We start from the raw sequence: 12,121 nt of genomic DNA on the forward strand, positions 1-12,121 counted from the left end.
GCTAGGGAGAGAAGGAGTGAATCAGATGAAAATCCGGCTGGTTAACGCAGGCATCTTTACGCCTGTCGACGATATTGAGCTGACCATTACCCCTCCGGCGGAAGGGTTCTACTGGATCGACGCCGACGTGGAGGATTTGGAGCTGCTGCAGCCTCTGTTTAACCTTCATGATTTGGCTGTGGAGGACTGTCTCAGCGACGAGGAGCAGCGTCCCAAAATTGAAATTTACGAGAGCCATTATTTTATTGTAGTTAACAGTATCCGCTTTGACGATGAGGAAATTTTCCTGCGGGCCCTTAATGTTTTTCTCGGGCGGCATTTTATTATTACCGTTACGAAGCAGAAGATTCACGAGCTGCGAGCACTGAAGCCCATTTTGTGGGAACAGGAAGTCAGCACGCCTGACCGGTTCCTTTACCTGCTGATCGACCTTGTCGTGGACAATTATTTCGCAGTCGGCGACCGGATCGAAGTAAGAATCGAGAAGCTGGAAGAAGATATTCTGATGCATACCAAGAAGTCGCATTTAAGCGAAATTATCGGTCTGCGAAGCGAAATTCTGTGGCTGAAGAAAATGCTCGGTCCGCAGAAGGAAGTCATCAACACCCTCAACAAAAGAGATCTCCGGCTGATCGACGACCAGCTGCAGAAATATTTCAGCGACATCTACGAAAACGCGGTCAAAATTTCCGAGACATTTGAGACGTACCGCGATCTGATGGGCAACTTGCGAGAAGCTTATCAATCCAGTATCGCCAACCGCGCCAATGAAATTATGCGGGTGTTTACGGCGATTACGACGATATTTATGCCGCTGACCGTGATTACAGGCATATACGGGATGAACTTTGACAATATTCCCGAAATTCATACGAAATACGGCTACTATGGCGTCATCGGCGTTATGGTAACGTTGGGATGCGGGATGTTGTATGTGTTCCGTAAAAAGGAATGGCTCTGACAGCCGGTCCCACGATTCCGTTAATCAGAAGGTCTCCTTAAGCGCTGCCCGGCGCCAGGAGACCTTCTTTTGGCTTAACCGGGCTTACACTTGCTCCTGTGGGTGAGTGGCCAATCCTTGCGCTCCCTCGCTCTCCCTGCGGAAGCGGAGCCGGATCAGCCGCAGTCGCTCGTAATGCAGATCCAGGCTTCCCGCGGACGCGATATCTTCACCGTAGACTTTGTGCAGCACCGGCTTTAAGAGCATATCCCCTATCTCTCTGTAAGCACTCCAAACCGCCTCCTGCTCCACGGAAGGCATACTTTCCAGTTCCCGATCGATCAGGGAATCGACAATATAACCATCCTTCTCCAGTTCCTCCACGGCCTCCAGGATCTCCCTGCGCGAAGAGGCGCTTCGCTCTTTAAGCTCCTCTATTCCGCAGCCATCCGCGATGCCCTGAAGAAGCAGCCGCCGCAAGCGCAAACGCTCCAGCTGCTTCTTGTATTTGATCTCCTTCTGCTTGTACAGCCAGGAGGTAAAGGACTCCTCATCGACCTCCCCGCCGACCCAGCTTAAGGGGAAGGAATGGCTGCGCTCCGCTGCGGAAGTAATGGCCAATATCTCCGGACCGTACTGCGAAGCCTTGGCTTCTCCCACACCCGGAATTTGCAAAAGTTCTTCCTCCGTATGAGGCAGGAAAGAGCTAAGCAGGCGCAGCAGGCGGTTGCTCGCCAGCAAATACGGCGCTTTGCGCTCAGATGAAGCTTTCTTCCGTCTCCATCCGCATAATTCTTCATATATGGACTCATTTACGTTCTGCTCGCTGTAATACTGGAGCTTCAACTGCTCCTGATTCCGTCCCGTCAGAGCCTCCTCTTCATGGAAGACACCGTCAATAAGCGGCCGGTAGCCCTCCCCCATTTTGACCGCCAGCTCATGCCTGTATACGCCCAACATTTCGTTCCAGGAGCTGCCCTCATACCATAAGGAATCAACGCTTTCCGGAATTTCGCCGAAATCGCGCCAGCCCAGACGCCATTCCCCCTCTTCCTCGCCAATCCACAGCTGGGCGAATCCTCCCGTGGAATCGCCTGAATTTTTGGACAACCGGTTCATAAATACGATTTGCATGTTCCTTCCCTGCCTTTGCTTTTTTAATGTTCAGTATGCGGCGGGCAAAGGACCGTTCACCATGAATCCTGCGCCCGCAGGCACGCCGTCTTTAGCTTCCAAGCTGAAGCAGCTGTTAGGTTTAACGCAAAAAAAGCGCCTCTCTCACGGCAATCGTGAAAGAGGCGCTTCCTCTGCTTAACGGCTATACTGTTAATTCATACAATACCATATATTTCCGAACAGTCAATCCCTTTTGCCCAAAAGACGTCCTAAAGACGAATAAGCCGTCTCTTACTCCTGGGCTAGGGCCATGCCGGCCAACCCGATCGCACCGGCCAGTCCGGCATTGTCCCCGAGCTGAGGCGGCACGACATAGCTGTCGATATCAGCGGTCAGCGAAGCATGCTGCACGTAGCCCTTCAGCAGCTCCTGGAGCTTGGCGCGGATCAGCGGAAAGAGATGGCTCTGCTTCATGACGCCGCCGCCCATGACAATTTTCTGCGGCGACAGAATCAGCACATAGCTCATCAGAGCGTGAGCCAGATAATGGGCCTCCATCTCCCAGGCGGGATGATCCGGGCCCAGTTCCGCACCCGGCACCTGCCAGCGTTGTCCAAGCGCGGGGCCTGCGGCCAGGCCTTCCAGGCAATCCCCATGATAAGGGCATGTGCCCGCAAAAGCGTCATCCGGATGGCGGCGGACATAAATATGCCCCATTTCCGGATGGGACAGCCCATGGATCAATCTGCCGTCCACAACGGCTCCCGCCCCGATGCCGGTTCCTACCGTAATGTAGAGGCAGCTGTCCAATCCCCGCGCCGCGCCCCATGTATATTCACCTAGCGCTGCGCCGTTGACATCGGTATCGAAGCCGATCGGCACGTCAATTTTTTCGCGGACTGCGCCGACCAGATTATATTGGCCCCAATACGGCTTCGGCGTCGTCGTAACATAGCCGTATGTCGGGCTGCCCGGAATCGGATCGATCGGCCCGAACGAGCCTATACCGATCGCTTCGACTTTTTTATCCTCGAAATATCGGTACACCTGCGCCATCGTTTCTTCCGGATGGGTTGTCGGAAAGCTTACCCGGTCGATAATGCTTCCGTCCTCATGTCCAATACCGCATACAAACTTTGTTCCTCCCGCTTCAATCGCGCCCAATACTCTCACTTGCCCGTCTCCCCTCTGTTCTTGCATACGCTTTCGCTCAGCAGCGCATATCCGTTATTTATTATACTTTGCGTACCAAAAGAATGACAAGCGCATAGCACAATCTGGATGCTTCTCGCTTCGGATGACGGTTCCTATATTACGGGGTAGACGATTCCGTCAACGGAGGGCAAATGACGACCAGTTGACCGGGCGGAATGAAGCTTTAGACGACTCGTGTATATGATCCGCCGGGCCCATACATCCGAAGAAATAACGGGAGGCCGCCGCGTTTGACCCTCATTAAAAAGACTGTTCACAGAGCGCCTGCCGCGCTATCTGGAACAGTCTTTTGCTTGCGTATACGATACCCGTTTAGGCAAACGGGTCGTTCTTTACGGAGCCGGCTCCGATTGAGCGGCTCTGCCAGTCCGGAAGCTCAATTTCAACGATTCCGTCTTCCTTCAGCTCTTCCTCCGCCGCCGCAATCAGATACATCAGGCTGCCGAATTCCAGCTCTTTAAACTTGCGTGCCGCCGATTCCCGCTGCACTTCCCACAGACACTCGGTCAGCGTGCAGACGAGCGGAACGTCGCAGCGGATCTCCGCCAGTTCCCGGGACAGATGAAGCATGTCCAGATCCGCTTCGATCTTGCTCCGCACCCCCTTGGGCAGCAGATGCAGATTTTCGATTACGCCCTCCACCGTTCGATATTCAGCCAGCAGCTTGAGCGCTGTCTTTTCGCCGATTCCCCGGACACCCGGATAATTGTCGCTCGTGTCGCCCATGAATCCCTTTAGGTCGACGACCTGGGAAGGGGACAGTCCTTTTTCTTCCAGCAGGGCCGCCGGATCATACACCTTGTAGTTGGACCGGCCCTTTTTCATAATAACGACACGGACCCGGTCATTAACCAACTGAAGCATGTCATGATCCCCGGTCAAAATGTACACCTCGGACTCGCCGCTGAAGCAGGAAGCCAGTGTGCCAATGCAGTCGTCCGCCTCAAATCCGGGGATGCCCACGTTCGGAACGCCAAGCTCGGCGACCACTTCTTTGACCAGATCAAACTGCGGAATCAGCTCCAGCGGAGGCTCCGCACGGTTCGATTTGTAGCTGCCAAATTTTTCGGTGCGGAACGTACTCTTGCCCAAATCCCAGCAGCATACGACGTGAGAGGGCTCAAAAGTTGACACGGCGTCGAAAAAATACTGCAAAAAGCCGTACACGGCATTGGTCGGCAAACCGGCGCTTGTCTTCCGTATATAGCCTCCGTAGGCGGTGGCGTAATAGGCCCGGAACAGCAGCGCCATGCCGTCCACGATCATCACGCGGCCTCTTCCTTCTCCACTCATGGCCGTTCTCCTCCTTTACTCATTTCCCCAGGCTTTGCGGTATTCCTCTTCCTTGAAACCTACCGTAACCTTGCTACCCGAGACGACAATCGGGCGTTTGATCAGCATTCCGTTCCCGGCCAGCAGCTCCAGCTGTTCGCGCTCGCCCAGGCCCGGCAGCTTCTCCTTCAGATTTTCCCGCTTGTAGACCTCGCCGCTTGTGTTGAAAATTTTTTTGAGCTCAAGGCCGCTTGCTGCGGCCAATCCGGCCAGTTCATCGACTCCCGGCGTCTGCTCTACGATATGGCGAAGCTCCAGCTCATGTCCCTGCTCTTTCAGCCATTTTACCGCCGCCCGGCAGGTGCCGCACTTCGGATAATGATATACGGTCAATTGACTCATTTGCACGATTCTCCTTACTCCAAATCAATTTCATTTACGTCTGTGTTGTCTCTTGTCCCAGTCTCAGCCGCGCTTCCAGTTCCTCCATGTCCGGAGGAAGCGGCGCTTCAAACGTCATGTCGCGGCGAAAAATCGGATGCGTGAAGGACAGCCTCGCCGCGTGCAGCGCTTGGCGGCCGATTGCAGCGTCCAGCGCCGCCACTCGGGCCAGCTCCGCAGCAAGCGCAGGCGCCGTCGAGCCGGAATCGGCCGCTTCGTATACCGGATGCCGATACATCCCGTCTCCGATCAGCGGATTGCCGATGGAGGTCATATGCACCCGGATTTGATGCGTGCGCCCGGTGAGCAGCTTCAGCTCGACCTTTGAAGCATAAGGATACCGCTCCTTCACCTCGTAGCGGGTCAACGACGGATAACCGTCCGGCGTCACAATCCGCCGATGAGGCTCGCCCGGATCGCGGTCGATCGGGCCGTCGATGTCTCCCCTCTCCGGCTCAGGCACACCGTGAACTAGCGCAATATAGCGTTTGTCCACGGTACCGGCCAGCATCTGCTCCGATATGTGCTGGTGGCTGTACGGATTCTTCGCGATGGCGAGCACCCCGGACGTCTCCTGATCCAGCCGGTGAACGGGACGAAAGCGATAGCGCTCGTTTTTTTGCGCCCAATAATGCACAACTCCATTGGCCAGCGTATCGGTATAATGGCCGTGGGTGGGATGCACAATCATCCCCGCGGGCTTGCTGACGACCAGCAGATGCTCGTCTTCGTAAAGGATAGGGAACGGGATCGGCTGCGGCAAAATATCCTCCGATATCTCCGTCTCCATCCTGATCTCCACGAGATCACCGGCGCGGACGTGCACGCTGATATAAACTCTCTCCCCGTTCAGGGTAATTCCCCGCTCGGTCAGTTTAAGACGGGACAGCAGCTTGCGCGAGACGTCCATCCGCTTTTGCAGAATGGTCTTGAGCAGTATGCCGTCCTCTTCGGCAGAAACGGTGTAGGCGATGGGCGGATAGTACGTTGTCATCTCAGTCCCGAAACACCTTGGCGCCGCGGATATATTCAACGTCCGTTACCCCGAGCCGCGTGTTGGCAGTCCGTGCAAGCGCAAAGAAATAATCCGACAGCCTGTTCAGATAAGCCACTGTCTCGCCGTTAATCTCCTTGCTGTGCCCGAGCGTAACGGTCCGGCGTTCGGCGCGGCGGCATACGGTCCGGCATACATGCAGGACAGAAGCGAGCCCGCTTCCTCCCGGCAAAATAAACCGTTCAATCGGCGGATTCTCCGCCTGAAGACGGTCGATCCACCGCTCCAGCCGCTCCGCCATGTCACGGGTTACTTTGTATTTCCCTTCGTCCAGGCTCACATACGCCAAATCAGATCCGCAGTCGAATAGCTCATGCTGAATTTCCAGCAGCTGCTGCCGAACATCGGCGAATATTTCGTCATCCATCATGCTGCGCGCCTGCCCGACAAAACCGTTCAGCTCGTCGATCGCACCATAAGCTTCGATCCGGATATCATCCTTGGAGACTCGGCCTCCAATGACCGAAGTCTCGCCCTGGTCACCCGTTCGCGTATAAATCGCCATTGTCCATCCCTCCTGCTTCATTTCATCATTCCCTAATGACAAACCGCCGTCCTCCCGGCATATAATCCGCATATTATTACTTTACCATATTAACTTCCGCTTGTGAGGCCATCTGTTCTTTCCAGCCGGTTTGTTAAAGCTGCAGCACAAACAAAAAGAGGGCCCAAGGGGACCCTCGCTGTCCATTCCCGTTATTTCTTGCGGGAACGCCTCTTCATATATTCGTTGATCTTCAAATCCAGCTTACTGCTGATTTCCACCACATTATCCGAGGTGAAAGATTTCTCCTGCAAAAATAACTGCTCCATTCGATTGCGGAGTATGCGGATCTCCTCTTCCAGGGAGTGGCTGCGCGAGGTCACATCATCCCTCGCGGAAGCTTTCCCGCTTTCCGGGAAACGGTTCCCGCCAAAGGACCGCAGGTAGTAATCGCTACAAAGCAACATCATCCCCCCTTAAAACTGTACGGAGCGTAACCCACTTATAGTATTGCTTTCTCCGAAACAAAGTTTATTTTATAAGGAGCCTTCCTCCCCAAAAACAGCAAAGCAATGTTTGAACAGGAGCTGTCCAGATTATCAATGTATAACTTCATAATAAATAATCTGTATTCAGAGTAAAATTATACCATATGACTGAGCTATTTGCTATACCTTTTTCGACATTTGCATCATTATCTGTGAATTTTATTGTTTTTTTTGCACAATTAAGCCTTATTTTCTCTCTCTTTCTTCAAAAGAGCAACAAACGCGCCAATCCGTTCCAGCGCTTCATTCAATTGGCTTACCGAAGTGGCGTAGGAGCAGCGCAAATAGCCTTCGCCGCCAAGCCCGAACACGCTGCCCGGAACGGCCGCTACCCGGAATTCGCGCAGCAGACGTTGGGCGAATTCATCCGAGGTCAGTCCGGTTCCGGCAATGCTCGGGAATGCGTAAAACGCCCCCTGGGGCTCATGGCATTCCAATCCGGCTTCGCGCAGCCCCTTGACGATCAGACGCCGACGCTGGTTGTATGAATCCACCATCCGGTCTTTCTCCTCCATGCCGTTCGTCAGCGCTTCTAGCGCCGCTACCTGGCCCATGGAAGGCGCGCACATTACGGTGTATTGGTGAATTTTGAGCATGGCCGAGATCAGATCGGGATGTCCGCAGGCATATCCCAGCCGCCAGCCCGTCATCGCGAACGCTTTGGAAAAGCCGCTGACGAGAATCGTCCGGTCCATCATTCCCGGCAGAGAGGCAAAGCTGGTATGATTGCCGCCGTAGGTAAGCTCCGCATAAATTTCGTCGGAAATGACGATCAGGTCATGCTTCTCCACCACTTTGGCGATGGGCTCCCAGTCTTCCCGGCTCATGATCGCTCCCGTCGGATTGCTGGGGTAGCATAAGATCAGAATTTTGGATCGCGGCGTAATTTTGGCTTCCAGCCCCTCGGCTGTCAGCTTGAACCGGTCCTTGCCGAATGTCTCGATGCCGACAGGAACCCCGCCGCCAATCGAGGTGATCGGTGAATAAGAAATATAGCACGGCTCCGGAATCAGAATCTCATCGCCCGGCGATATCAGCGCCCGAAGTGCCAAGTCGATCGCTTCACTGCCGCCTACGGTTGCGATAATTTGGTTCGCGGGATCGTAGTCCAGGTCAAAGCGGGTGTGCAGGTAGCTTGCAATCCCCTCGCGAAGCTCCGGCATCCCCGCATTGGAGGTATATCCGGTAAATCCCCGTTCCAGCGAATAGACGCAGGCTTCCCTGACATGCCACGGCGTCTTGAAATCCGGCTCTCCAACCCCCAGAGAGATGATGTCCTTGCTCCCGGCGGCCAGATCAAAAAATCTGCGGATGCCTGATGGCTGAATTTGCTGAACCAACGGGGCCAGATAAGATGTCATCGATTTGTTCTGTTCTCCGGCAGACTGCGTTTTATTTGTAATCATATAGGTTCATCTCTTCCTTTACGGGGAGATCATCAGACGGTTATCTTCTTCATGATCTTCAAAAATAATCCCGTCCTGCTTATATTTTTTAAGCGTGAAATTCGTTTTGGTCGACAGTACGGCATCGATGGGGGACAGCTTCTCGGAAACGAAGTTTGCGACCTCCCGCAAATTCCGGCCCTCCACTTCCACCAGCAAATCATAGGCGCCGGACATCAGATAGACCGATTTCACCTGCGGATACAGATAAATCCGTTCGGCAATGCCTTCAAATCCGCGTCCGCGCTCGGGCGTAATCTGAACCTCGATCAGCGCCGTCACACGCTCGTCGTCCACTTTATCCCAATTGACCACGGTCGCGTATTTCACGATAACGTGTTCCTGCTCCATCTGTGCGATCGCCGTCTTCACTTCTTCTTCTTCCGCTCCAAGCAGCGTTGCCATAAGCGCCGGGGTTCTTCTCGCATCTTCTTTCAGCAATTCCAGCACTTTTCTCTTCAACTCATCCATTTGTTCCATGACTTCCCTCCGGAATCTTCGCATGGGACGTATCGCCGCTGCCGGCGTCTCCCGCGAAAGAATTTGTTACATAAGAGTTTAATAATAATATGACATGAAAAGGTTGTATCTGCAAACAAAAATGGCCCGCCCAACCGGGAAATACATCATGCCTAGTCCCGAAATTGAAGCGGACCGCATGGAGAAGCGTCAGCTCCCTCATATCAGGAACGAGGAATAATCCTCTTGAAACTCCGAAAAAGCGTCCGCTCGTTCACGGATAACCGTGATGAACAGACGCTTCTTATGGTGCCGCCGGGAAGGCCAAAAAGGCCGCTGGCGCTGCTTCACCCGTACAAGACAGGGTTACATATAGTAAGGGTTATTCACGTTAGATTGATGCTGTGATACGTTCGGCGCCTGGGCATACGTTCCTTGGCCGCCGATTTTTTGCTGAACGAACTGCTGGCATTTTTGCTGAGTCTGATGTGCGCTCTGAATTTGTTTGTCCAGCTCCTGGCGCAGTGCCTTGGAAGGAGCCTGGTACATATTCAATTGCGACATCTGCGTGTATAGATCGCCCTGAATGCGGAGCGTATTCATGGTCAGATCATTAAAGGTGCGGCGAACGGACGGACAATTGGACTCGGTTGCGGCTGTCGTGTATTCGCGAACCGTCCGTTTCAAATCCGCCAAAATCGTGTTGAGCAAATCCTCGTCTTGCATAAATGCATTTCCGTTTTGTGCGTACACGTAAATTGACCTCCTAAAAGTTTTGTGGGGAACAACTTCTGCGAGAAACTTCAACAAAACTGGCTTCGGAAGCATTCACTTAAGTTTTGTGATGAACAACTTCTTGATTAGACTTCAACAAAACTGGCTTCGGAAGCACCAGCATCAACCGATCCGGGTCGGTTCTTTTATTGCGGCTGAGTCGGAGCGTACTGCTGATGCTGCTGAAGCAGTTGGATCAGCATTCCCATATGATGGTTGTGGTTTTGAATTTGCTGCTCGCAAATTTGGCGGACCGTTTGGTTTTGTGTCGTTCCTGCCGTGGCGGCATACTGCTTGATGAGCAAATCTTCGTTGGAAATGGAGTCGGAAATGTATTCCAGTTCTTTACCGCTAAGCGGCTGCATTTGGGTGGATTGCATCGTATTCATTCCTTTCTTGGGATGTTTCAACCACTCTTAGTATGCCGTTCCTTCCGCCGTTTATGTACTTAATTTCGCAAGCGGAGCGACTGTTTTATCCTTTATGCCGTACGCATAAATCGGGGCGTTCTCATTGATACTACTATATCGGATTCGAATAAAGGAGAGATTAAGATGAACCTGATCAGCGGACATACTCCATGGAAAATCACGATGCCCCACCCGCCTTCTTATCCGGTTCTTCAGCAGGATATTACCTGTGAATGCCTTATTGTCGGCGGCGGGATGAGCGGCGCGGCAGCCGCTTATCATCTCTCCACAGCTGGAGCGGAAACGGTGCTGATTGATAAAAGACCGGTTGGTTCGGGGAGCACACACGCCAATACCGGGCTGCTGCAAGTCTCCAATGATAAAACGCTGACCGCCTGCATGAATACATTCGGAGAAGCGGATGGAGTTTTGTTTTACCGGCTGTGCCGTGAAGCGTTGAACCGCATCCTCGCCCTGCCGGGAGAACTTGACATAGATCCTCAGATTTACTCCCGCGACAGCTTGTATTACGCCTCCACGGCGGAGGATACGAATGACCTTCGAATAGAATACGATAATCTGATCCGGCATGGATTCGAGTGCGAATGGTGGGAGAAAGAACGGATTGGCTCATCCTTTTCTTTTTCCAAACCGGCAGGGATTTATTCCCGGAATGACGCCGAGGCCAATCCGCTCCGTATGGTGCACAGCCTGATCGCCAAGGCCGTTTCGCGCGGAATCCGTGTCTTTGAGTGTACCGAAGCTGTGCATTACGAATTCAACCGGGACGGTGTCGTGTGCTTTACGCGAAACGGACGGATTTTTGCGAAGAACGTTATTTTTGCAATGGGCTATGAAACTCAGGAAATGAAAAAAGACCGTGCCGCCGAGCTGGTTAACACTTACGCGCTGATGACTCGCCCTCTGCCGGAGCCTCCGAAATGGCATAAACACGCCCTGCTGTGGGAGACGGCGAGGCCCTATCATTATTTCCGCCTGACTTCGGATAACCGGATTGTGGCGGGCGGCAAGGATGAACCCCTGACTGACCCCGAGCGGCGTGAAGTCCGGGTTCTCTCCCAGTGTAAAAGATTGCTGGAGGAAGTCGCAGCGCTGTTCCCTGAAACTAAGGGGATAGAGGCGGAGTTTACCTGGGGAGCCGTATTCGGCTCGACCCATGACGGGCTTCCTCTTATAGGCCCCCATCCCCGGTTCCCGCACTGCTGCTTTGTGGAAGGATACGGCGGCAACGGCACGGTCTACAGCATGATCGCGGCCGATCTGCTGGCCGACAAGCTGGCGGGGAAATCCCGTCCAGAGCTGGAGCTGTTCTCGCTGACGCGGTCGACCAAGCCATCTCCCGATAATCACAGTGACCGATAACACTTTTTTCGTGTTGCAGCATTTGTTCCTATTTGTGATAATGAATAGGGTATTAAACCGGGAAGGATGGATTTAGTATAATGTGGAAAGATTTCAAAAGCTTCGCGCTAAAAGGAAATGTGCTTGATCTCGCGTTCGCTGTCGTCATCGGGGCCGCCTTCGGCAAAATCGTATCCTCGCTGGTCGACGACATAGTCATGCCCGTGGTCGGACTGCTGATTGGCGGAATTGATCTGAAAGGTCTGCAATATACGTACGGTGACGCCGTCCTGAAATACGGTGTCTTTCTGCAGAGCGTGCTCGACTTCTTTATTATTGCCTTCTCCCTGTTTCTGCTGGTCCGGCTTGCCGGAAGGTTTAAACGGAAACGGGAGGAAGCGGCCAAAGCCGATCCCGTACCGACGCGCGAAGAAGTGCTGCTGACGGAAATCCGCGACCTGCTGAAGAACAAATAGAACTTATGTGTCCTTAACAAAGGAATGCCAAAAGCCGTCTCTCCTGCCGCATGAGCAAGGGAGACGGCTTTTTGACTGTACGTATGGGACGGCGCACCAGTTTGCCTTTATACATGTAAACGTTC

The 12,121-nt window shown here is 53.3% G+C and carries 14 protein-coding genes; 3 read left to right on the top strand and 11 right to left on the bottom strand.

The features are described from left to right. The first annotated feature begins 25 nt into the window (after nt 1-25). Nucleotides 26-961, top strand: a complete 936-nt coding sequence (gene corA, locus EH198_RS06475; protein ID WP_124694877.1) for a magnesium/cobalt transporter CorA — start codon at nt 26-28, stop codon at nt 959-961. Nucleotides 962-1,045: 84 nt separating this feature from the next. Here corA and EH198_RS06480 read toward each other — a convergent pair whose 3' ends face one another. The 11 genes from EH198_RS06480 to EH198_RS06530 all read right to left on the bottom strand — a co-directional run bounded on the left by EH198_RS06480 (nt 1,046) and on the right by EH198_RS06530 (nt 10,128). Further along, a complete protein-coding gene (locus EH198_RS06480; RefSeq protein WP_124694731.1) occupies nt 1,046-2,074 on the bottom strand; it encodes an HRDC domain-containing protein in 1,029 nt (342 codons plus the stop codon). A 273-nt stretch (nt 2,075-2,347) separates the two neighbouring features. Beyond that, on the bottom strand, nt 2,348-3,229 hold the full coding sequence (locus tag EH198_RS06485) for an ROK family protein (protein WP_281277995.1): 882 nt from the start codon (nt 3,227-3,229) through the stop codon (nt 2,348-2,350). A gap of 354 nt (nt 3,230-3,583) precedes the next feature. After that, the gene (locus EH198_RS06490; RefSeq protein ID WP_124694733.1) at nt 3,584-4,564 is read right to left on the bottom strand and encodes a 5'-3' exonuclease; all 981 of its coding nucleotides are present in this window, start codon (nt 4,562-4,564) and stop codon (nt 3,584-3,586) included. A 15-nt stretch (nt 4,565-4,579) separates the two neighbouring features. After that, nucleotides 4,580-4,945: an arsenate reductase family protein gene (locus EH198_RS06495; protein WP_185702780.1), complete on the bottom strand. Its 366-nt coding sequence runs from the start codon at nt 4,943-4,945 to the stop codon at nt 4,580-4,582. A gap of 34 nt (nt 4,946-4,979) precedes the next feature. Further along, nucleotides 4,980-5,978 carry an RluA family pseudouridine synthase gene (locus EH198_RS06500; protein ID WP_124694735.1) on the bottom strand — a complete coding sequence of 333 codons (999 nt, stop codon included), beginning with the start codon at nt 5,976-5,978 and terminating at the stop codon, nt 4,980-4,982. Nucleotide 5,979: 1 nt separating this feature from the next. After that, nucleotides 5,980-6,543 (bottom strand): cob(I)yrinic acid a,c-diamide adenosyltransferase, encoded by a 564-nt coding sequence (locus EH198_RS06505; RefSeq protein ID WP_124694736.1) that lies wholly within the window; start codon nt 6,541-6,543, stop codon nt 5,980-5,982. 191 nt (nt 6,544-6,734) lie between these two features. After that, nucleotides 6,735-6,905, bottom strand: a complete 171-nt coding sequence (locus tag EH198_RS06510) for an aspartyl-phosphate phosphatase Spo0E family protein (RefSeq protein WP_379309501.1) — start codon at nt 6,903-6,905, stop codon at nt 6,735-6,737. A 344-nt stretch (nt 6,906-7,249) separates the two neighbouring features. Further along, nucleotides 7,250-8,476, bottom strand: a complete 1,227-nt coding sequence (locus EH198_RS06515) for an aminotransferase class I/II-fold pyridoxal phosphate-dependent enzyme (protein ID WP_124694738.1) — start codon at nt 8,474-8,476, stop codon at nt 7,250-7,252. A gap of 18 nt (nt 8,477-8,494) precedes the next feature. Next, nucleotides 8,495-8,995 (bottom strand): Lrp/AsnC family transcriptional regulator, encoded by a 501-nt coding sequence (locus EH198_RS06520; RefSeq protein ID WP_124694739.1) that lies wholly within the window; start codon nt 8,993-8,995, stop codon nt 8,495-8,497. A 345-nt stretch (nt 8,996-9,340) separates the two neighbouring features. Beyond that, nucleotides 9,341-9,727 carry a spore coat protein gene (locus EH198_RS06525; protein WP_124694740.1) on the bottom strand — a complete coding sequence of 129 codons (387 nt, stop codon included), beginning with the start codon at nt 9,725-9,727 and terminating at the stop codon, nt 9,341-9,343. A gap of 167 nt (nt 9,728-9,894) precedes the next feature. Then, nucleotides 9,895-10,128: a hypothetical protein gene (locus EH198_RS06530; protein ID WP_124694741.1), complete on the bottom strand. Its 234-nt coding sequence runs from the start codon at nt 10,126-10,128 to the stop codon at nt 9,895-9,897. 174 nt (nt 10,129-10,302) lie between these two features. On the opposite strand from EH198_RS06530, the gene EH198_RS06535 reads away from it, so the two are divergent. Then, nucleotides 10,303-11,541 (top strand): NAD(P)/FAD-dependent oxidoreductase, encoded by a 1,239-nt coding sequence (locus EH198_RS06535; RefSeq protein WP_124694742.1) that lies wholly within the window; start codon nt 10,303-10,305, stop codon nt 11,539-11,541. An 80-nt stretch (nt 11,542-11,621) separates the two neighbouring features. Continuing rightward, a complete protein-coding gene (gene mscL / locus EH198_RS06540; RefSeq protein ID WP_124694743.1) occupies nt 11,622-11,996 on the top strand; it encodes a large-conductance mechanosensitive channel protein MscL in 375 nt (124 codons plus the stop codon). Nucleotides 11,997-12,121 lie beyond the last annotated feature (125 nt).

Origin of the sequence: Paenibacillus rhizophilus, assembly GCF_003854965.1 — a bacterium.
In the GTDB taxonomy this organism is placed as follows: domain Bacteria; phylum Bacillota; class Bacilli; order Paenibacillales; family Paenibacillaceae; genus Paenibacillus_AQ; species Paenibacillus_AQ rhizophilus.

Coding starts and splice junctions, on each gene's coding strand:
- EH198_RS06505 (WP_124694736.1), bottom strand. CDS start 6,543: ATGGCGATTTATACGCGAACGGGTGACCAGGGCGAGACTTCGGTCATT.
- EH198_RS06515 (WP_124694738.1), bottom strand. CDS start 8,476: ATGATTACAAATAAAACGCAGTCTGCCGGAGAACAGAACAAATCGATG.
- EH198_RS06535 (WP_124694742.1), top strand. CDS start 10,303: ATGAACCTGATCAGCGGACATACTCCATGGAAAATCACGATGCCCCAC.
- EH198_RS06530 (WP_124694741.1), bottom strand. CDS start 10,128: ATGCAATCCACCCAAATGCAGCCGCTTAGCGGTAAAGAACTGGAATAC.
- mscL (WP_124694743.1), top strand. CDS start 11,622: ATGTGGAAAGATTTCAAAAGCTTCGCGCTAAAAGGAAATGTGCTTGAT.
- EH198_RS06490 (WP_124694733.1), bottom strand. CDS start 4,564: ATGAGTGGAGAAGGAAGAGGCCGCGTGATGATCGTGGACGGCATGGCG.
- EH198_RS06520 (WP_124694739.1), bottom strand. CDS start 8,995: ATGGAACAAATGGATGAGTTGAAGAGAAAAGTGCTGGAATTGCTGAAA.
- EH198_RS06500 (WP_124694735.1), bottom strand. CDS start 5,978: ATGACAACGTACTATCCGCCCATCGCCTACACCGTTTCTGCCGAAGAG.
- EH198_RS06495 (WP_185702780.1), bottom strand. CDS start 4,945: ATGAGTCAATTGACCGTATATCATTATCCGAAGTGCGGCACCTGCCGG.
- EH198_RS06480 (WP_124694731.1), bottom strand. CDS start 2,074: ATGCAAATCGTATTTATGAACCGGTTGTCCAAAAATTCAGGCGATTCC.
- corA (WP_124694877.1), top strand. CDS start 26: ATGAAAATCCGGCTGGTTAACGCAGGCATCTTTACGCCTGTCGACGAT.